16 protein-coding genes and 1 tRNA gene are annotated in these 20,300 nt (G+C 45.5%); 11 read left to right on the forward strand and 6 right to left on the reverse strand.

Annotation, left to right across the window (positions count from 1 at the left end; all coding sequences use genetic code 11):
• Positions 1-66 precede the first annotated feature (66 nt).
• Positions 67-666: a hypothetical protein gene (locus DC20_RS04140; protein WP_062542682.1), complete on the forward strand. Its 600-nt coding sequence runs from the start codon at positions 67-69 to the stop codon at positions 664-666.
• Between the two features lie 279 nt (positions 667-945).
• Complete coding sequence (gene namA, locus DC20_RS04145; protein WP_071885376.1) at positions 946-2,013, forward strand: NADPH dehydrogenase NamA; 1,068 nt, start codon at positions 946-948, stop codon at positions 2,011-2,013.
• 193 nt (positions 2,014-2,206) lie between these two features.
• On the opposite strand, the gene DC20_RS04150 is transcribed toward namA, so the two are convergent.
• The 3 genes from DC20_RS04150 to DC20_RS04160 form a co-directional block, all read right to left on the reverse strand.
• Positions 2,207-2,638, reverse strand: a complete 432-nt coding sequence (locus DC20_RS04150) for a nuclear transport factor 2 family protein (protein WP_062542684.1) — start codon at positions 2,636-2,638, stop codon at positions 2,207-2,209.
• A gap of 151 nt (positions 2,639-2,789) precedes the next feature.
• On the reverse strand, positions 2,790-3,473 hold the full coding sequence (locus DC20_RS04155; RefSeq protein WP_062542685.1) for a hypothetical protein: 684 nt from the start codon (positions 3,471-3,473) through the stop codon (positions 2,790-2,792).
• A 349-nt stretch (positions 3,474-3,822) separates the two neighbouring features.
• The gene (locus DC20_RS04160) at positions 3,823-4,962 is read right to left on the reverse strand and encodes a cystathionine gamma-synthase (protein WP_062542686.1); all 1,140 of its coding nucleotides are present in this window, start codon (positions 4,960-4,962) and stop codon (positions 3,823-3,825) included.
• Positions 4,963-5,087: 125 nt separating this feature from the next.
• Here DC20_RS04160 and DC20_RS04165 point away from each other — a divergent pair, with 125 nt between their 5' ends.
• Positions 5,088-5,783: a TVP38/TMEM64 family protein gene (locus DC20_RS04165; RefSeq protein ID WP_062542687.1), complete on the forward strand. Its 696-nt coding sequence runs from the start codon at positions 5,088-5,090 to the stop codon at positions 5,781-5,783.
• Positions 5,784-5,860: 77 nt separating this feature from the next.
• Positions 5,861-5,934, forward strand: a tRNA-Arg gene (locus DC20_RS04170).
• Positions 5,935-6,178: 244 nt separating this feature from the next.
• Here DC20_RS04170 and DC20_RS04175 read toward each other — a convergent pair.
• Positions 6,179-7,429 (reverse strand): hypothetical protein, encoded by a 1,251-nt coding sequence (locus tag DC20_RS04175; RefSeq protein ID WP_157593044.1) that lies wholly within the window; start codon positions 7,427-7,429, stop codon positions 6,179-6,181.
• Positions 7,430-8,849: 1,420 nt separating this feature from the next.
• Between DC20_RS04175 and DC20_RS04180 the strand changes: the two genes are divergently transcribed.
• From DC20_RS04180 to DC20_RS04190, 3 genes are all read left to right on the forward strand, one after another.
• The gene (locus DC20_RS04180) at positions 8,850-9,377 is read left to right on the forward strand and encodes an RCC1 domain-containing protein (RefSeq protein WP_062542689.1); all 528 of its coding nucleotides are present in this window, start codon (positions 8,850-8,852) and stop codon (positions 9,375-9,377) included.
• 21 nt (positions 9,378-9,398) lie between these two features.
• Entirely contained in the window at positions 9,399-10,976 is a 1,578-nt protein-coding gene (locus tag DC20_RS04185) for a T9SS type A sorting domain-containing protein (protein WP_062542690.1), read from the forward strand.
• A gap of 152 nt (positions 10,977-11,128) precedes the next feature.
• On the forward strand, positions 11,129-12,283 hold the full coding sequence (locus DC20_RS04190; protein ID WP_062542691.1) for a glycosyltransferase: 1,155 nt from the start codon (positions 11,129-11,131) through the stop codon (positions 12,281-12,283).
• Positions 12,284-12,380: 97 nt separating this feature from the next.
• Here the strand turns inward: DC20_RS04190 and DC20_RS04195 are convergent, their stop codons facing one another.
• Together DC20_RS04195 and DC20_RS04200 are read right to left on the reverse strand one after the other, a co-directional pair.
• On the reverse strand, positions 12,381-14,564 hold the full coding sequence (locus DC20_RS04195) for a PAS domain-containing sensor histidine kinase (protein ID WP_062542692.1): 2,184 nt from the start codon (positions 14,562-14,564) through the stop codon (positions 12,381-12,383).
• A gap of 488 nt (positions 14,565-15,052) precedes the next feature.
• Positions 15,053-15,490 carry a hypothetical protein gene (locus tag DC20_RS04200; RefSeq protein WP_062542693.1) on the reverse strand — a complete coding sequence of 146 codons (438 nt, stop codon included), beginning with the start codon at positions 15,488-15,490 and terminating at the stop codon, positions 15,053-15,055.
• A 628-nt stretch (positions 15,491-16,118) separates the two neighbouring features.
• Here DC20_RS04200 and DC20_RS04205 point away from each other — a divergent pair.
• From DC20_RS04205 to pstA, 4 genes are all read left to right on the forward strand, one after another.
• The gene (locus tag DC20_RS04205) at positions 16,119-17,324 is read left to right on the forward strand and encodes a porin (protein WP_062542694.1); all 1,206 of its coding nucleotides are present in this window, start codon (positions 16,119-16,121) and stop codon (positions 17,322-17,324) included.
• Between the two features lie 43 nt (positions 17,325-17,367).
• Positions 17,368-18,351: a PstS family phosphate ABC transporter substrate-binding protein gene (locus DC20_RS04210; protein WP_062542695.1), complete on the forward strand. Its 984-nt coding sequence runs from the start codon at positions 17,368-17,370 to the stop codon at positions 18,349-18,351.
• A 215-nt stretch (positions 18,352-18,566) separates the two neighbouring features.
• A complete protein-coding gene (gene pstC / locus DC20_RS04215) occupies positions 18,567-19,442 on the forward strand; it encodes a phosphate ABC transporter permease subunit PstC (protein ID WP_062542696.1) in 876 nt (291 codons plus the stop codon).
• Entirely contained in the window at positions 19,435-20,292 is an 858-nt protein-coding gene (pstA, locus tag DC20_RS04220; RefSeq protein WP_062542697.1) for a phosphate ABC transporter permease PstA, read from the forward strand. The genes pstC and pstA overlap by 8 nt, the downstream gene beginning before the upstream one ends.
• Positions 20,293-20,300: the final 8 nt, after the last annotated feature.

The following is a 20,300-nucleotide window of genomic DNA, read 5'->3' on the forward strand; positions in this document are numbered from 1 at the left end:
CCTTATCCTCTAATTAGTTTTGAAAACAAAACTCCTACGATTAAGCACCCTTTAAATAACACCTGCGTGAAATTACTTTTAACCAGATTTTTATCCCTTTTACTAATCTTTTCGATTTCTTCTTTTAAGAACCCAAACTTCATCATCACTGAAAAATATCAACAGGGATATTATATTGGTAACACAGGAAAAGTAGAGGGATACATTTATTTCTCTTATGATAATTATGAAAAATTTAGCTTCAAAAAAGAACTCAAAGATAAAAGGAGCCTTAAAAGAGTTGGTGAAATCACAAGCTTTTTTGTAGATGGAAAAACATTCAAAGTCATTAACAACCTTAACTTAAGAATTGGCATTTGGAATATTTCAGCCCAAAGAGCTTTTGCAGAAGTCATGGTAGAAGGACCAGTTAATCTTTACAAGGTTTACTCACGGGTAGGGAATGGAAATATGAGTAATCCAGGGGCTATTGAATTAATAAATTATATAGTAGAAAAAGATAACAAGAAATACGCTTATGCTAACGAGCAAACTGGTAAGTTCAAAAGGGAAGCGGCAGAACTATTTAAAGACAGAGAAGACATTGTTGAAAAAATAAAAAATGGAAAGTATGCTTTAAAAAATATCCTAGATTTAGTTAATGATTATAACAGCACAAAAATTTAAGTCTTAACTCTTCGCTCACTCACCTCAAAAATCTTTAGTTCTTAAAACACTAACGCGCTACTTCGCCAAAGCTGAGTAGCGCGTTTCTTTTACAAGGCTTTACCTTCTCCTCAAGCAAAATAATAGCTGCTTAATGTGTTTTTACATTACTTCTGAAATACTTTAAAGACAGGTCATTTGAAGGAATGTATCAAAATCTTCGCTCTTCTAAAAATAGCTTTTACATCAAACCCTTCGGTAGAAGAAGAAGTATGAATGACTTTGCCAAAGAACATAACCATGAGCACTCTCTTTTCTCCCCTTCAAATCAAAAGCATACAGCTAAAAAATAGAATTGTCGTTTCTCCCATGTGCCAATACTCCAGCCAGGACGGGTTCGCAAACGACTGGCACCTGGTGCATTTGGGAAGCCGGGCTGTGGGTGGCGCAGGTTTGATTTTACTGGAAGCCACCGCTGTTTCGCCGGAAGGCCGCATTACACCAGATGATCTGGGTATCTGGAAAGACGAGCACCTCCCTGAACTGAAACGGATTGTCTCGTTCCTGGAGGCAAACGGTTCAGTAGCCGGTATCCAATTAGCCCATGCTGGTCGCAAAGCCAGCCACCGTGCCCCCTGGAAAGGAGGAAACGCGCTGCACCCCGGCGAAGAAGGTGCCTGGACTACTGTAGCGCCCAGTGCCATTCCGTTTCAGGAAGGTGGCATCACACCTGTGGCACTGGACCAGGAAGGTATCCGGAAAGTGCTGGCAGATTTTAAAGCGGCGGCAGCCCGAGCTTTAGAGGCCGGTTTTAAAGTGGTAGAGATTCACGGCGCCCATGGTTATCTTCTGCACGAGTTCTTTTCGCCGCTCAGCAACCACCGCACTGATGCCTACGGCGCCTCCTTTGAAAACCGGGTCCGGTTGCTTCTGGAAGTAGTGGATTCTGTGCAGGAAGTCTGGCCAGCAGAGTATCCGCTGTTTGTAAGAATCTCGGCTACTGACTGGACGCCAGATGGCTGGAACGAAGAAGACTCTGTTGCTTTGGCCAGGTTGCTGAAAGAGAAAGGCGTAGATTTAATTGACACCTCCACGGGCGGAAACGTACCCAAAGTACGCATTCCTGTAGGGCCTGGCTATCAAGTTCGTTTTGCTGAGAAAATCAAAAAAGAGGCCCAAATCATGACTGGCGCTGTGGGCATGATCACCACTGCGCAGGAAGCGGAAGAAATCATTTCCAGCGGCCAGGCAGATGTGGTGCTCCTCGCCCGCGAATTGCTCCGCGACCCCTATTTCCCACTGCGGGCTGCCAAACAACTAGGCGTAGAACTGGAATGGCCAGCTCAATACCAAAGAGCCAGAGATTAATCTATGGTTGTGTGCCAATCAAAGGATAAAAAACTAACATTCCCTTTTTCAAACTTTTGGCCGAAGCCTCGGCTGGCTGGCAAAGGAAGCAGAACTTTGTCCGCCAGCCGAGGCGGGGCCTTGCGGCCGTGAGCACTTACCGCCGAAATTGGAACTGCAAAGCTCAGTTACTTTGAAAGGACGTAAACCTGCTTTACAACTTATAAGCTTGACGGGCCAAAAGCCTCCAGTCGCCACCTTCTTTTGCCCACACCAGCAGCACACCCAATTTCACAGTTCCGGGCTTGTCGCTGTCATTGGTCTGCCCAGATAATTGGTGCCGAACAATGGCTGTTTTGCCCGTCACCTGAACGGTTTGGTTTGCCAGGTCAATGCTTATGAAGTCAGATTGACCACTTACAATGGCTTGCACGAAGGCGGCTTTGTCTTCCAGTTTGCCGCTGGAATGCCCATAACTCAGGCTGTTTGAAGTAACCGCTTCCAGGTCCTTGCGCTCTCCAGAGATCATAGCTTGCTTCAGTTTTTCTACGGCAGCGGCTACCTTCTTTTCCTCTTTAGATTGTGCCTGCACCAACAGGCTAAGCATCATACATAAGCCCAAGAGGGCAACTACTTTCTTAGTCATACACGTATGGGTTAGGGTTCTTTCCAAGATTTTCTGCCGGAAGCGTCATTACAAGACACCTCAAGATAGGCATACTTTCCATGCGAAACAGCGTCTATCTGTTTTAAGGCTGTTTTCCGGATACCACCTGCGTTTCAGACTTCAGAAAATCTCAGAGCTTTAGGGGAGGCTCAGCGTCTGGGTTCCAGACCTGGTAAGCCAGTTCATTCAGGGCCAAGCGAGCATAGCGGAAACCTTCCGCCAGTTGGTGATAGATCTGGGACAGCTCTAATTGAGAGGCCAATTTGTGGTGGGCAGCAGTACGGAAACTGGTGCGGCCTACCTCTTCATAAAAGGAAAAGTCTGGGGCTCCGCGCTGTTGCCGGCGTTCAATCCAGGCCCTGAACATACCCGACAGAAAAAGCGCATAATTTCCGATGTGCACCCGAATCAAAAAAGCCTCGGCAGCCGATGCGGTAGTTAAAGCCTCCAGCATCTCCGCAATGTAATGGAATTGGTGCGGCAGTTTCTCATGGGGTGAGTGCATGCTTTGCACCGTAGAAAATCTCCAGAGAAGCGCACCCAGGTAATCGGCCAGGTCACGGTCTTCTATGCCTTGTCGGCGCAGCGCCGTGCGGGCCAGTACATAAAAGTATAGCTGTTGTGATACTTCCACGTGCCCTTTCTTAGAAGACAAGGTCTTTGCCAGCACCTCGTTGTCCAGCATTTCATCTCGGCACTCGGGATCACTCAGCAACTCCACCAAACTTACCTGACTTCCTTTTCTGGATAGGACCCGCGCCACAAACTCAAAATCTGCGGCCGTAAACTGGGCCCGGCAATTTGCTAATACCATGGGTCTCGCTCCTTTCCATTGACTCCTGTAAAACTTCGGATTGAATTCTGGCTAGATGAGCACGCCAGATTTTCTTTTGTTATAAAAACGAAGCCCTATTTTAGAAAGTTATCGCGCAAGGGCTAAATATATTTTATCTGACGTTTAGAGGTGCATTGCTAAAAATCGGCGTTAAACCTACCTCCTACTTTTTGGGCTGCTCTCTGTATTAACGATTCTTATTTAGTGCATATTTAATTATCGGGGCAGTACCTGATTGTTTCAGGGCTCCTTTCACAAAAACAGACCTGAAACAAAAAGCCCTGCTGGATTATCTCCAACAGGGCTTTGATTATAGATTCCTATGAGGTTATCCGATGGCCTGCTCCAAATCGGCGACCAAATCTTCTACATCTTCAATGCCTACGCTTAACCTGATGAGCGAGTCAGACAAACCGCCTTTCAGACGCTCTACCTGCGGAATGCTGGCGTGCGTCATGGTAGCGGGGTGTCCGCATAATGATTCTACGCCGCCCAAGGATTCTGCCAACGCAAAATAATGCAGTTTCTCCAGTACCTGGATTGCATCTTCCATCCGATCACCTTTCAACTCAAAAGAGATCATCCCCCCGAAATCGCGCATCTGCTCTTTGGCAATCTGGTGGTTAGGATGATCTTCAAAGCCTGGCCAGAACACTCTACCCACTTTAGGGTGTTGACGCAGGTAGTCGGCAACGACTCTTCCGTTCTCACAGTGGCGCTGCATGCGTACGTGCAGGGTCTTCAAGCCTCTTAGCACTAGGAAACAGTCCTGCGGACCTGGAGTGCCACCGCAGGCGTTCTGGATGAAGGCCAGGCGTTGGGCCAGTTCATCGTCCTGTACCACAATGGCGCCCATCACCACATCTGAGTGACCGGCCATGTACTTGGTTAGGGAGTGCATGACAATATCAGCGCCTAAATCAATCGGAGTTTGCAGGTACGGTGTGGAGAAGGTGTTGTCCACCACCAGCAGCAGGTTTCGTCTTTTGCAGATTTCGGCAGCACCTTTGATGTCAATTATGTTAAGGAGCGGGTTAGTGGGCGTTTCTACCCAAATCATTTTGGTGTTCTCCGTTACATACTGGTCTATGTTACTGATTTCGGCCATAGACACAAACTGGAACTTGATGCCATACTCCTGAAATACCTTGGTGAAGATGCGGTAGGTACCACCGTACAGGTCGTTTGTAGCAATCACCTCATCGCCGGGTCTCAACATTTTGATGATGCAGTCAGTAGCTGCCATACCTGAGGCAAAGCAGAGGCCATGCTTGCCGTTTTCCAGGGCAGCCAACGCATTTTGCAGCGCAGTTCTAGTAGGATTATGCGTACGGGAATACTCATAGCCGTTGTGGTCTCCGGGAGAGCGCTGCACATACGTGGAGGTTTGGTAAATGGGCGTCATGATGGCGCCAGTGGTAGGATCTGGCTCTACGCCAGCGTGTATGGTCTTGGTTCCGAATTTCATAGGGTCTTATACGGTGGTATGGATGCAAGTTAGAAAAATGGATGCAAGTTTCCAGTTTGTCTAAACTCAGCGGTTGGAGCGTATTTCCCGTACTTTGGTAGAAATACCCGATATTCGTCGCGCTTATGTGGAAGAAACTCCTGGAACAAAATACTGGTACGCTTCTTTACTCTTTATTGCTTGTTGTAATTCCAGTGCTGGCCAGTTCCGGTCTGGCACTTTGGCTGTATCATAATACTGCCTTGTTAGAATCCCTTTCGCCATTACAGCAAATTTTCTACTTTTTGGTGGTTTCCCTTACCATGGCGTTTGCCATTACCCCAACTACGTTTGTTGCATTGGCTACAGGCTTCTTCTTCGGGTGGACTGCTTTCATAGGAGTGGTAGTCTCTTATGGGTTTGCTGCCCTCATTGGCTACACGGTGGCAAAACTTATTGACCATGGAAAGATGACCACCTTCCTACATCAGTTCCCTAAAGCGGAAGGCGTAATGAACGAGCTCCGCGAACAAAGCATGAGTTTGATTATCCTGACCCGCATTTCCCCGGTTCTGCCGTTCGCATTTATGACCTTTGTATTGTCGTTAGTGCAGGTACCCCGCGGACGATTCCTGCTGGCCAGTATGCTGGGAATGTTGCCGCGTACGATCTTCTTCTTCTGGATGGGCACCCAGGCCCAAGACTTGCTGGCCCTCTTGCAAGACCCAAACGCTGGCACGTCTGGCAAGCTTTTATTGGGTGCACTGGTGGTGATTTCTTTGGGAGGCTTGTATTTCTTACTCAACCATGCCATCAAAAAAGCCTTATCCAGAAGCAGATAGCATTTTTTTGAAGATTTTTTTGAGCTAAGTCTTGCGCAACACCGTAAAAGCATCTACCTTTGCATCACTAAATAACTGGTCACGTAGCTCAACTGGATAGAGCATCTGACTACGAATCAGAAGGTTTGGGGTTCGACTCCCTACGCGACCACAGCAAGTAAATAAAAGCCCTGTAAGAAAAACTTACAGGGCTTTTTGTTTTTACAGGTTCGACGGATAGATGCTTTTTTGAGGCTAATATTATGTATTCCCTTTTTCAATAGCATAAACGTTTTGAGGATTGATTTCCAAATCAACCTTTAAAACTAAGAACCCATTGATCAGCTTAGTTTAAAGCCCAAAGGTTTGTGGTCACATCCTGGCTCATACTAAGCTGCAAAACTTAGTTCAACCTGCTATTCCAGGACGAACACCTTACGGCTGTAGCTACCCTTTGTAGTTTTTAATTCTATGATATGAAAGCCTTTTGAGAAACGTATGGTAGGTTCATTCTTGTACACTTCTATGGTTTCTTGCTTATTGCCTATCATGATGTAGGTGGAAATGCTCACTGGTGTTTCATCAGTTGTAATAGCAAATCCATAAAATGATTGAGAAGATGCTGCTGATTTTGAGGCGATCACCTTTGAATATTCATATTTTCCATCAAAATCTACCTGTTTAAGGCGGTAGTATTTTGACTTGCTGTAGTCTTTATATGAGTAGTTCTTTACAGTACTGCTGCTTCCAGCTGATTTAACCTGTGCTATTTTGGTAAAGGTTTTACCATCACCGCTGCGCTCAACATCAAAATAATCAGAGTTGATTTCTGAGGCCGTACTCCATTCAATATGATTGTAATTGCTCTTTGTAGTGACAATGAATTTGGTGAGCGTGACAGGAAGCGGATTGTTACAGGCTATGAAAGGGGGCGCCATGGGAGTTAATACTTGCCTTGACACACCACTTCCTATGTTACTTCCACCTGTGTTATCGAACATCTCTCCGGTAGCAGAACTCGCGTCATAGAAAATCATTTCACCATCATTCGCACCATGCCCTATGCTACCGTTTCCTATACATTCGGTTCTGCCCGTGAAGTAGAAAGTGCCCTTCTTTCCATTGATGGTACAGCTTATCTTAATACCGGTACCCTCTATTCTGCCGTTATTTATGACATGAGCAGAGCCATTGGTGTGAATACCATTGTCTGTGTCAACATCATCAGCATTGAACTTTAAAAACCCGTTATTAGTAAGCAGTGTATTGATCCTGAATGTGTTGGTATTGACTAACATTGTACACTCATTCCGGATAAAGCCATTGTTGAAATTCACATTATCACCAACATAGAAGGGCGATAGAATAAACATGCTGTGGTTGGTAAGCTTTGTATTCTGTAAGTTTCCGAAAAACTCAAAGGTCCCAAAGTTAACGATCACATTATCTCTCCCACCTATCCTATCCCTCAATTTAAGGGTTCCATAGTTTATGATGGTCAGTTCGTTAAAGCCACCAGTGAAATCACAAACAGCTCCTGCTTCCACAATGATAACATCACCATTTGACAGGTTCAATTCCCCAGTGTGGTTACCAGTGTAGGTGTACGTGGTAGCGAAAGCGATATTCGCTACCAAAATTAGATGTAGAGTAAGTGTTGCTTTCATGATGTAGGTACATAAATAATATAATTTATTATTGTTTAATTGATATTAATAAGTTAACTACCTCAAAGCCGATAAGCAATAAAAAAGGGATAAACTATAGTCAATTACCCACTTTTTACTTACTAATGGGTATAAAAAAGCAAGCCAACTAAGTCAAGGTCTTCTGATCTACAGAAGAAATTGACTTAGTTGGCTTTAGCCTTAATTAAACTCTAATTCTAATTTGTGAGTGAAGAGAAGGGAATGGCCAACAAACAGATTAGTGAGAAACATACTCTTTTATCCGCATGACACCTCTGTTTGTCTTCGCTAAAGATACCATCAGACTCTCTGCCTAGAACAATTCCCCTGATCCGCAAGACAAGAGCTAAAGAATTGGGAGATCTGTTCAGGAGCTGGTCAATACAGGTTGACTTATCAGCTCCAGTAAAAAGGTGATACTGCTTCCTGTTTACAGAAGTTTACTTTTGTGAAGAAATCTGTGCAAACACACGTAAGCTCTGAACCACAATGCAATCAGGCCGGGTTCTGCTTCTTACACTCAATTAGCAAGTGAGGATACATTCTATATCTTCCCAGCAACTAAGTAAACTGCTTTTTAGTGGTGAATTCTCTTTAAGCATTTGCTTCTGGCATAGGTGCAAGTGTTGACCATTGGAATCAAAGAATTGACTGTGATGGGGTGATTAAGGAATGCTTTTTACACAGCACGGTGCGAATCAAAAAAATAGTTCTTCGACCTACTCTACTAACCCCAGCCAATTGTTTGGCACCCAGGAACGTCCTTTTTGCCTGAAATCAATGTTTGTAACCCAACTGGTACAATCTGATTTTACTAATGGTATTTGCCTTTCATCTTGATGTTTAACATTAAAAGGGTGGTACTTGGGGTTCTTAGTAAATCAAACACACCCTAGTAAAACACAATCTAAATCTCAGATAAATACTTAAAACTAAGTATTGTTTGAAGTAAATTACTTATAAATATTTACAGAATAAATTTAATAATTTCTACAAATCAAGTAGTGTTTCCTATTATATTTGCTTTGAAGCACTACTTACCTATTACTTAGTTTTACTACTTACCCATTACTTAGTTTTCTAGCTCTATTCACATAAAAAAGTCAAGTAGAAGACTTGGCAGCATTATTATTTGCCTTACAAAAGGCGTGGCTCTTCACTTTTTCAGGTGAAAATTTGAGGCCCCTGCTTCTGTAACAGGAAGCACCTGACATCATTACCATATATTAATCAACACCTTACAAAAACACATAGATAGATTATGTCTACTAAGGATTGCTGCGCCGTGTACAATCTTATAGACTAAAACAAAACTCAATTTTTAGGTACCACATGCAGAATCATTAAAAATTAAAATCACCATTAATCATTTATACCAAATTCCACCTAAACAAATCTTATGAAATTTACTTGTACAAGTATTACTCCCCCACTATCCACAAATCAAAGGCATACTGCTTCTAGAGCTTTTCACTGGTTCTGCGCTTTGTTAGGCTTTCTCTGGCTATGCCCCACCTCTGCCTTTCTTCAAGCTAAGCCCAAGGCGACCACCAGTTTCCACTCCAACACGTCCGTCGTCTTTACTGACGGTCCAAAATACACCCCGATAGATGTGTCAGCTATTGAAGCTTTGATAGGAAAGAAAGTCGTTAGCGTTGCTAAAGGCAATGGTCTACCAGCTGGACCACTAAGCTTGGAGAATTCTGAACACACACTTGCCCTCGCATTTGATGGAACTGTCTATTCTTGGGGAAATGGGAGGTATGGCCAGCTGGGTAGTGAAACCTATTATTCAGCTACCCCTCTTCAAGTGCTAGGCCTTTCCGGGATAAAGGCAATCGCCGCCGGTGGGTACCATTCGCTTGCCATTGGGGCGGACGGCTCTGTTTATGCCTGGGGCCTAAACGCGTCGGGCCAGATAGAATAAACGAACGTTCGAGTATACAATGTGCCGAAAAAGATAGAAGGGCTCTCCAACATAAAGGCTATCGCTGGAGGGGGCTTACACTCACTGGCCATGGACGGGGAAGGAAATGTCTTCTCCTGGGGAGAGGGCGGGAACAACCTTGATTTCTTTTATACTTATTACAACGGGCGAGGGCAATTAGCCCGTGTCCTTTCCAGTGCAAAAGCAATCGCGGCGGGTAATTACCATTCACTTGCCATTTTAGAGGATGGATCTGTTTATGAATGGGGGCATTATATGTCAACTCAAATGCAAGCCCTAAATCCAGGCCGTAAAGTACCATTTTGGTTTCCGCCAAGGGGAAACAAAGTACAAGGCCTCGGCGGGGTCAAAGCAATCTCTGCTGGCTCCTTCAATTCCCTAGCCTTGGGAATGGATGGCAAAGTATATGGGTGGGGCTATACCACAAAAGAGCATGAGGCAATAGGAACCATGCCATGGGGTGAGACGACTTCATATAGATACTCTGAGTACTCCTCGTCGTTTGCTGCAGTGCAGTTGGAGATACCGTTTCCCGCCTCATGCGTTGATCCCGTTGTTTCCTTTACTGCCTCACCAACAGTCTTAGGCTCTGCCACAACTTTTACGGATCTCACGACTAATGCGGCTCCTGATGCAGCCTATTCATGGGATTTCGATGGAGATGGCATAGCGGACAGCTACTCAAAGGGGAACGCAACCTTTACTTATCCAGCTCCTGGAACATACTCTGCGAGATTGACAGTAGGGAATGGAATCTGTGAACAAAGTTTCTCTTTACAAGTGAATGTGCAGGCTCCTCCTATCGCCTCATTCGTAACAGGAGGAGGGAAATTCCCTTCACCAGCTGGCGCCTACAAACCTGCCCCAGATACTAACCCAGCCATGCCGTATGTATCTCCCGCCGGGGAAGCTACTTTCAACTTGACTTCAAAATATGAGAAAGGAAACCTGACACCTATTGGAGCCACCCACATCAAATTCAAGCTGGCTAACATGAATTTTGAGAGCACCGCACAGGAGTGGTTGACTGTATCTGGCTCATTAGCTCAATACCAAGGATCAGGCAAAATTAACGGCACAGGCAACTACGGGTACCTGGTGATGGCCGTTGATGGGGATGGAAAAGGCAATGACAAGGGAGACCGGCTAAGGGTCAAGATTTGGGACAAGAGAACCGGCTTTATGGTTTACGATAACGAGAGGGAAGGAACTGCTGGAGGTGCCCCCTCCACTGCCATAACCCAAGGCTCCATTGTTATACACCAAGCTAACATTAAATCTATAGGGTCTAAAGCAGTAGCGACTTTAGAGCCATCTCTACAGTTGCACCAAAACATACCTAACCCTTTCAGCGGCAGCACTCACATAAATTTTGAGGTAAAAGAGAGCGCAGCAGTTTCCCTTAAAGTGTACAACCTCATGGGTCAAGAAGTGGCCACCTTATTCAATGGAACAGCCGAAGCAGGCAAATTGTATGAAACAACCTTACAGTCTGGCAACCTGGCCGGAGGAGTGTACTACTACACCCTATCCAATGGAGGCTGGAAAGTGACCAAACGTATGGTGTTGAACAAATAAGGCTTCAATTTTTGAATCATTTAACAGGGGCAGCTCTCATGGGCCGCCCCTGTTTCTTTTTACACTGAGCAATTTTTAGTGGAATACGTTTAAGCTAGATATCCTCTCTGACCAGAGTATACCTTAAAAGCTCTACTGTCTTTTTAGTTTAAATGAATCTCAACATGCTCTTGTCTGGTTATGCGGCCATCATTACCCTGGCTTGGGTTTGCGCCAGCATTTACTTATTAGTAAACTGCCGCAAAGTGCAATTCCTGAAAGATATGTCCCCAAATCTTAATATGGTTGAGCCGCGGGTGGCAATAATAGTTGCCGTAAAAGATGAGGAGGCAGAACTTGAGGAAGCATTGATCAGTGTCTGTCAACTGGATTATAAAAATTTAAGGATCATTGTGGTGAATGACCGCTCAACTGATAGAACTCCAGAAATCCTCCAAAAAATAGCGCAGGAAAACCCGGTCATCACAGTTATTACCATTGAAGAACTTCCCAAAGGATGGCTAGGCAAAAGCCATGCTCTGTACCAGGGCTACAAAGCATCGGCAGAGGAATGGCTTCTTTTCACCGATGCAGACGTCATCTTTGGCCGGCAAGCCTTAAAGAAAGCCATGCACTATGTAACCGAACACCAGTTAGATCACCTGGCGGTCTTGCCTGAAATAACTTCCCGCTCTGCTCTTTTCAAAGCCATGATGAGTACATTTTCCATGATGCTGGAGTTCAGGCAACGCCCCTGGGACATACGAAACCCTGCTTCCAAGGCATCCATAGGCATTGGTGCCTTTAACCTGGTCAGGCGTTCTGCTTACGAGAAAGCCGGTACCCATACTGCTTTTTCCCTTCGGCCAGACGATGACCTGAAACTGGGAGAACGTATAAAAGCAGCAGGTCTCCGGCCAGATGTGCTGTACGGCGAAAAAGAAGTGTCTTTGGAGTGGTATACCAGCCTGAATGAATTCGTGAACGGGCTCATGAAGAACACCTTTTCCATTTCAAACTACCATTTACCCACCGCCATAGGCATGGCCTTGGCTACCTTCCTGGTTTTTGTACTCCCCATGCCTTTTTTGCTGTTATCAGGCGGGTACAACTTCATCCTTGCTTTGGTCATGCTCACTTCCCAGATCTTCCTGATGCTTTTCAAACCCGGAATCCATGGTAAATGGTGGCACGCCCTCATGATTCCGTTTGCAGGAGCGGTGATCGTTTACATTCTCCTCAAATCGGCTTTTATCACAATAAAACAAGGTGGAATTTATTGGCGCGACAGCTTTTATCCTTTGGCAGAGTTAAAGAAGCAGCGATAAGAATGACGCAACCTTTCCAAATGCCTTTGGTTAGGGCACTTGACTTATTTAAGAGTACAAGCCATTTACCGGGGCTTTTTCGGAAACAAGGTTTATTCTACTTCTGGGGCAAAAACAACGTGAATTTAGTGCCCTCTCCTACCCGGCTGTTTACTTCTACGTGACCGCCCATGGCATCAAGATGGCTTTTAATCAAGAAGAGCCCCATTCCCCTACCCTCCTGTTCTGTGTGAAACCGTTTGTAAAGTTTAAAGATGTGGTCTTTCGCTTTGCCCATGTCAAACCCTGAACCGTTGTCTGAAAAGGAAATGACCATACTATTCTCATCGTATTCAAAGCACTTGATACATATCTCCAAACTTCGCTTCTCTGAGCGGTACTTGATGGCGTTTGAGAGTAAATTGTAGAAAATGCTGTGTAAATAGGCTTTGTTAGCTTTCACACTTCTGTCTTTCTCAACGTCAATGATCACCTTTGCTCCCGTGGAGGCAATTGGTTCTTTAAAGGATGACAGCGCCTGCTCAAAAACGCTGAGAATGTTTACCTGCTCTAACTCAAGGTTGCCTTTGCTATCTCTGATACCAAGAATGGTGTTCACGTCACGCAGAACGGCATCCAATTTGGCTATGCTCTGCCGCAGGAAAGAGAGCGATTTATCAAATACTTCTGAGTTTCGCTCCATATGCGTCAGGAGATCCACCAAACCCAAGGCGTTGGCCACTGGTCCTCTGAGGTTATGGGAAATAATGTAGGAGAATTGCTGTAAATCACTTCTTTGCCGGTATAGGTCGTTGGCCAGCTTTGATAGTTCCAGTTCAGAATGCTTCAGGGCTGTGATGTCTGTTTGCACGACCACATACCTGGTTAACTTTCCAGCTTCGTCAAAGGTGGGACTAATTTCCACGCTCACCCATAGGCCTTCCCCCTCTTTTGTGCGGTTCAGGACCTCAAAGGAAACTGGCTCTCCGCGGAGAAGTCTTCCATCTACGAACGCATAGATAGAGCTGTCTGTTTTAGGATGGTGGAGCAGTTCTGGTGGCCTCATGCCAACTGCCTCTTCTAAGGTATACCCGTGCAGCCTGGTGAAGCCTTCGTTCACCCATTCAATAATGCCCTTGTTGTCTAAAATCAGTACCCCGTTGTTTGACTTACTAGCCACCAATGATAGTTTCTCAAGCTCTTTCTGCGCGGACACCTTATCAGTAATGTCATCAAAATAAATGGACAGACCTTCTTCAGACGGATAGGCCTTTACCTGAAACCATTTGTCATGACCAGCGAGAAAGGTAGTGAAGCGCATGGTATTACCCGTTTTCATGGCGCGGTGATACTGGGCATACGACTCCCCACCCACTTCCTCCGGGAAGATCTCCCAGATACTTACCCCTATGTGCTTACTACTGTCAAAGGGAAGCAGACGCTCTGCTTCGCGGTTAAGGAAGGTGATTCGCCAGTCTTTATCAATGGTCAGAAAAGCATCAGTGATACTGGCGAGTGTAGTTTTTAGTTGTTGGGCCTGCCTCTGAATGGTTTTAAAGGCATGCACTTTAGAAGTGATGTCCTTGGCAATAGTTTGGGCACCTATTACCTCATCATTCACACAAACGGGGTACTTGATGGTATCAAACACCCGTTTTTCAAGGTCAAAAACTATCTCTACTTCTTTTCTGAGGGTACTGCCTAGAAAAACTTCCTCCAAAGAGAGCATGGCATCGGCAGCCAACTCCGGCGGCAAGAACGAAGCAGCAGTACGATTGATCGCCTCTTCATTGGAAACTTCCCAAACCTCACAGAAACTTTTATTTACCTCCGTTATAAGCCCCTCTCTGTTTTCCAGGAAAACAACATCTGGATTATTCTCAAAAAGGGCTTTGTACTTTTGCTCACTCTCCTCCATCCTGCGCCGGTGTTCCTCCAGTTCAGTAATGTCCCGGGCCACGCAGTAAAGCGTACTGTCCTCCTCTGACCACGCCGCAGACCATAAAATGGGGATTACAGTTCCATTTTTATGAATCAGGCGATTTTCAAAATCTCTTTTCTTTGTACCTCCAACGGCCACCTGTACCGCATTGAGCGTCCTTTCCTGGTCTTCCTGGTGAACCAAAGTGGTATAATGGCGTCCTACTATTTCCCAACTTTCATACCCCAACATGCCTGCACTGGCCTGACTGGCATAGGTATAGAACCCGTCAGCGTTTATGGTGCAGATCATATCCAAAGACAGTTGCGCCAACTTATCCCATTTGATGGCACTTCCACCACTCTGCAAAGACGTAACCATGTTATCAGCCACTTTTTCTACTTAAACCCTGAAGATACAATAAACGGTTTTTATTTGATTTATTGAGCTTCACAGATATCTAAACACCGATGGCTTTGCACCCGCCTCAAGCACACAAAAGCGTACTGCTTATTTCATAGGGAACAGTCTTTATGTATTAAAAAGGAGTAGTATGCTTTATAGCCCCTTTTCATAAAAGAGAGTTGAAAAGGCCCAATTTCAATACAAACCAAAGAGAAGCTCCGCTTTTATACAAGTGAGTTCTTAAAGACATCAGTGGCATTAAAGATAAACTCCCAAACATCATCCTTGAGCATCCAAAATGACAAATACCCACTAACAGAATGTAAATGGCCCTTGCTACAGGAAATGTTTTTCCTGTAGCAAGGGCCATTTATGGGGCGTATTTGATTTGAGGTACTGGTTATAACACCAGCTATGCTCTATTCTTTTCTCACCAGAGAAGAGGCTGGCTACTTTAGTAAAGCTTATGCCGCATACATGGGCTCCTTTTTACGGACAGCCAACTTTTGCCCAATGGAAAGCAGCCAGCGTTCTGCGGCCAATTGGCTTTCAAATATTTCCACCTTTACATTCCGTACGTCTAACCGTGAACCGTAATCAGAGGTTAGGTTACTTTTGGGAGGCTTCACCCAAGCAAAGTAGGCGCAGGATGTTTGGTCCAGGTGCATAAACCCAATAGTGGCTGCCCAGATAGCGGTTGCTTTCCAGTGGGAGGTAACATTTGAGTTATTATTGAGGATCATGTTACATTTTTCCTTTTCCAGCAACCCCAAAAGTTGTTGGCATCCATCCAGCACGTTCTGCTTGGTTACGTCTCCCCACCAGTCTACGTAAAGGATTTTTGTCTCAGGATCTACTCCAATGGTCACATAAGGCTCAATTAACAAGATTGTTCTACCCATAACAGCGAAAGTTTATAGTGGAGCTTTGTTTTAAGAGGTTTTATGAAATATAGAATAAATTCTCCTACCTTAAAACAAGGGTAAGAGTTTCTGTTTTTGCCACACTTTTGAAAATTTCCATCAATTTAACATGTTATTTATCAGTTGCTTTGGTAAAAACAGGCTTTAAACATGCTTTCAGACTTATACCTTTTAAAATACTTTTCACCGGAGGGTGTTTTTATAATCCTACCTCTTTTGCTCAAATGACCTCCAGGGGTAAATTTTTCATTTTCCAAAGGCTGTACTTTTGCAGCAGCAGCTCTTCTTAACAATTACATAACATAGCAGTAATATTCAGGCAATACCATGGGTCTACTTTTGCAGCAGGAAAAGACAATGACTCTAAGCCTGCTGACTACAGGCTTAAACATCAAGGTTTTTGAAATGGTAAAATGAGGGTGAAAGCACTATCCTGCTAAAGCTGATTTGACCCATCCCGCGGTTCTTCTATTCTGACCAAATACAGGAATTGTGTTATTTCTTTCATTTTAACCTTTATTTACCACCCTTTTTGCTTATGTTCTCACCCATAAACAAAAGAGTACTAGGAACTTGTTTTCTAAAAATAAGTGCTATTGCTGCTTTTATGCTTTCTGCCCCAACTGCGCAGGCGCAAGTAACCACTACCTCTGCACAAGACTCAGTGATAGCTCAACCTAAAGCCCCAGAGGCTGCTCCTAAAGCGCATTGGTATGATAAAATATCGCTTCGCGGATACGTGCAAATCAGGTACAACCGCCTGCTGGAAACCAACCCGCAGTTGAAAACAGAATATGACAAATCTGTTGGCGACAAAGGCGGATTCCTGATCAGACGGGCTCGTATGGTGTTCAGCGGAAATGTGCATGAACGTGTGTATATCTACATTCAACCAGACTTTGCCTCCACTCCATCCGGCAGTTCTGCCATCCACTTTGTCCAACTCAGAGACGCTTACTTTGATTTGTCCCTTGACAAACAAAAGGAGTTTAGACTACGGGTGGGCCAAAGCAAGGTGCCTTACGGGTTTGAGAACATGCAATCAAGCCAGAACCGCCTTACCCTTGACCGGAACGATGCCCTGAACAGTGCCTTGCCTAATGAACGTGATTTAGGTGTGATGTTCTACTGGGCCCCAGACCACATCAGAAAAAGATTCAGTGAATTGGCGAACGGCCGCATGAAAGGCTCTGGTGACTACGGCGTGTTTGGGTTAGGTATTTACAACGGCCAAACCGCCAACCGCCAGGAAGCCAACAATAATCAACACATAGTAGCGCGTCTTGCCTATCCTTTCGCGTTCAAGAACGGTCAGATAGTGGAGCCCGGCATCCAGGCCTACACCGGTTTGTACACCGTTACCTCAGACCAATTGAGCAGCAGTGCCATCAAAGGAGGAGACTTCAGAGACGAACGAGTGGCCGCCAGCTTGGTGGTGTATCCGCAACCGTTTGGCTTTCAGGCAGAATATAACGTGGGCAGAGGCCCAGAATTTGACCCAGCCACTAAAACCATCCAGACCAAATCTTTAACCGGCGGTTATGCTCAGGCTATGTACGCCTTCTCTATAGGAGACCACAACTTTATACCGTTTTTGAAAGCCCAATTTTATGAAGGAGGCAAGAAAGCGGAAACCGATGCCCGGTACAACAAAGTATATGAAACGGAAATTGGGTTAGAGTGGCAGCCATTGGCTAACTTTGAGTTGGCCACCCAATACACCATCTCAGACCGGACTACCAAAGATGCCCGGGCACTTAACAATCGTCAGCACGGCCGATTCTTACGGTTACAAGCTCAATTTAACTTTTAAGCCGATTACAAATAACTGACGTAAAAGCATGAAAACTACATCTATGAAATCAATTAAAACCCAGGTAAGCAGCTTATTGGTGGCTACTTTACTTCTAGGCGCTTGTGGTGGAAATACCAAAGAAAGCAATGGCACCGATAGCGGCGAAAACGTAACTGGCAGCATCCAGATTGACGGTTCTTCTACAGTTTACCCAGTTACCGAAGCTGTGGCGGAGGAATTCAGAACCGAAGCGCCTGACGTAAAAGTGACCGTGGGCGTGTCTGGTACCGGTGGCGGATTCAAGAAATTTGTGCGCGGTGAAACCGACATGAACAATTCTTCCCGCTCAATCAAAGAGGAGGAAGCCAAACAAGCTCAGGAAGCCAACATTTCTTTCATTGAGTTGCCTATCACCTATGACGGCCTAACCGTAGTGGTACACCCAGAAAACACCTGGGCTACCACCATGACAGTGGCTGAGCTGAAGAAAATCTGGGAGCCCGCCGCTCAAGGTAAGATTACCAGATGGAACCAGATTCGTCCGGAGTGGCCAAACCAAGAAATTCATTTGTTTGGCGCAGGTGTAGAGTCAGGCACATATGACTACTTTACAGAAGCTATTGTAGGAGAAAGCCACGCCAGCCGCGGAGATTATACCGCCTCTGAAGATGACAACGTGCTGGTACAAGGCGTGTCTACCGACAAAAATGCTTTAGGCTTCTTTGGGTACGCATATTACCTGGAGAACAAAGGCAAATTGAAAGCGGTAGCAATTGATGACCAGAACGATGCTAACGGAAAAGGACCTATCATGCCATCTGTTGAAACTGTGAAAAACGGCACCTATGCCCCGCTTTCCAGACCGCTGTTCATCTACGTAAACTCTAAAGCTGCCAGCAGACCAGAGGTAGTGAAGTTTGTCAACTTCTACCTTGACAATGCCAGCGAGCTAAGCAGCGAAGTAGGTTACATTCCGCTTCCGGCAGAGGAGATCAAAAAACAGAAACAGAAATTTCAGGAGTTTGCCTCTGGCTTGAAGAAATAACCAATTACCACCGGTATCACCAACTGCCACCTGCTTTTAAGTCGTATTCTTGAAATAGACTTAAAAGCAGGTGGCAGTTGGTGATACCGGTTTCCTAAAAATAATTTATCCTGTTGCTGTGCTGAGCAAGCAAAATAACCAGCAAAAGACATTTATCTTTGTTTTAAATAGGCAAAGCATTACTATAGCTTTGCCACACCTAAACTCCCAGCAGGTTGAAACTATCGGAGAAAATCATTGAGAGTCTGTTATGGTTGGCTGCCGTCATTACCATTCTGATCACCGCAGGAATTATTTGGGTGCTACTGGCAGGCTCCATTCCCTTCTTCCAGGAAGTTTCGGTGATAGAGTTCCTCACCGAAAAGGAATGGACGCCTCTTTTCGCTCAGAAGCACTTTGGTATTCTGCCTTTAGTGGCGGGTACTTTTCTGACCACCGCCATTGCAATTGCCGTGGCTCTGCCTATTGGCTTAACCATTGCCGTATACCTAAACGAGTACGCTCCTGGCAGTCTGAAGCGGAGCATCAAACCTTTGCTTGAAATTTTGGCTACCATTCCTACAGTAGTCTATGGTTTCTTTGCCCTTACTGTGGTAACCCCGTTTCTACAAAGCTTTATACCCGGGCTGGCCGGGTTCAATGCGCTATCAGCGGGCATTGTCATGGGCATCATGATCATTCCTATGATTTCTTCTTTGAGCGAAGATGCCATCAGTTCAGTACCAAAATCTTTGCGCGAGGCTTCGTACGGCATGGGTTCCACCCGCTTGCAGACGGCGTTCAGGGTGATGGTACCGGCCGCTTCCTCGGGCATTATTGTATCTGTGATTCTGGCTATTTCTAGGGCAGTAGGTGAAACCATGATTGTGGCCATTGCTGCCGGGCAGCAACCGCGCCTGACGCTGAACCCGCTGGTACCTATTGAAACCATTACTACCTACATTGTACAGGTAAGCCTAGGCGACGTACCCCACGGTTCACTGGAGTACCGGACCATTTTTGCGGCAGGTATTGTTCTGTTCGTTTTTACCTTCGGGCTGAACAATCTCAGCTTCTGGATCAAAAAGAAATATCAGGAGAAGTATGACTAGATCCTCCATCAATCAGCTAAAGGACAAAGCCTTTCAGTTCTTTGGCGTCTTATGCATGCTCATTGGACTCGTATTTCTGGCAGCCCTCCTGATAGACATTATTTCAAGAGGCATGAGCCGCATTGACTGGGATTTCTTAACCAGCTTACCCTCCAGAAGAGCCAGCCGGTCAGGTATTCTAACAGCTTGGGCAGGCACCTTGTGGATTTTGCTCCTAACCAGTATCATTGCTTTTCCGTTGGGTATCTCAGCGGGGGTGTATTTAGAAGAATATACCCGCAAAACTAAGCTATCTTCGTTTTTGGAAATCAACATCGCCAACTTGGCGGGTGTGCCGTCCATTATCTATGGACTGCTGGGTTTAGAGATTTTTGTGCGGCAGATGGGCTTAGGCAGCAGTTTGTTGGCTGGTGCCTTAACCCTCTCGCTACTGATCTTACCCATCGTGATTGTAACCACCCGCGAGGCGCTGAAGGCCGTTCCGCAAAGCGTTCGCCAAGGATCATATGCCTTGGGGGCCACCAAATGGCAGACTATCTGGCGGCAGGTGCTGCCTGCTTCGTTCGGCGGCATTTTGACGGGCGTCATTCTAGCGCTTTCCAGAGCCGTGGGTGAGGCCGCCCCGTTGATTGTGGTTGGTGCCTTGGCGTATGTGCCCTTTGTGCCTTCCTCCCCCAACGATGAATTTACCGTACTGCCCATCCAGATCTTCAACTGGACTTCCCGGCCTCAGGCCGAGTTCCTGGTGAATGCAGCAGCGGCTATTATTATGTTATTGTTCATCACCTTCCTGCTGAATGGCATTGCCGTTTACCTGCGTAACAGGCAGCAGAAAAAAATTAAGTGGTAAGCGTACCG

Origin of the sequence: Rufibacter tibetensis (assembly GCF_001310085.1) — a bacterium.
GTDB classification, from domain to species: domain Bacteria; phylum Bacteroidota; class Bacteroidia; order Cytophagales; family Hymenobacteraceae; genus Nibribacter; species Nibribacter tibetensis.

Bases quoted from the DNA above. Each gene is read 5' to 3' on its own strand.
- DC20_RS04200 (WP_062542693.1), bottom strand. From the start codon at position 15,490: ATGGGTAGAACAATCTTGTTAATTGAGCCTTATGTGACCATTGGAGTA.
- DC20_RS04205 (WP_062542694.1), top strand. From the start codon at position 16,119: ATGCTTTCTGCCCCAACTGCGCAGGCGCAAGTAACCACTACCTCTGCA.
- DC20_RS04180 (WP_062542689.1), top strand. From the start codon at position 8,850: ATGAAATTTACTTGTACAAGTATTACTCCCCCACTATCCACAAATCAA.
- DC20_RS04190 (WP_062542691.1), top strand. From the start codon at position 11,129: ATGAATCTCAACATGCTCTTGTCTGGTTATGCGGCCATCATTACCCTG.
- namA (WP_071885376.1), top strand. From the start codon at position 946: ATGAGCACTCTCTTTTCTCCCCTTCAAATCAAAAGCATACAGCTAAAA.
- DC20_RS04175 (WP_157593044.1), bottom strand. From the start codon at position 7,429: ATGAAAGCAACACTTACTCTACATCTAATTTTGGTAGCGAATATCGCT.
- DC20_RS04165 (WP_062542687.1), top strand. From the start codon at position 5,088: ATGTGGAAGAAACTCCTGGAACAAAATACTGGTACGCTTCTTTACTCT.
- DC20_RS04160 (WP_062542686.1), bottom strand. From the start codon at position 4,962: ATGAAATTCGGAACCAAGACCATACACGCTGGCGTAGAGCCAGATCCT.
- pstA (WP_062542697.1), top strand. From the start codon at position 19,435: ATGACTAGATCCTCCATCAATCAGCTAAAGGACAAAGCCTTTCAGTTC.
- DC20_RS04155 (WP_062542685.1), bottom strand. From the start codon at position 3,473: ATGGTATTAGCAAATTGCCGGGCCCAGTTTACGGCCGCAGATTTTGAG.
- DC20_RS04195 (WP_062542692.1), bottom strand. From the start codon at position 14,564: ATGGTTACGTCTTTGCAGAGTGGTGGAAGTGCCATCAAATGGGATAAG.
- DC20_RS04150 (WP_062542684.1), bottom strand. From the start codon at position 2,638: ATGACTAAGAAAGTAGTTGCCCTCTTGGGCTTATGTATGATGCTTAGC.
- DC20_RS04210 (WP_062542695.1), top strand. From the start codon at position 17,368: ATGAAATCAATTAAAACCCAGGTAAGCAGCTTATTGGTGGCTACTTTA.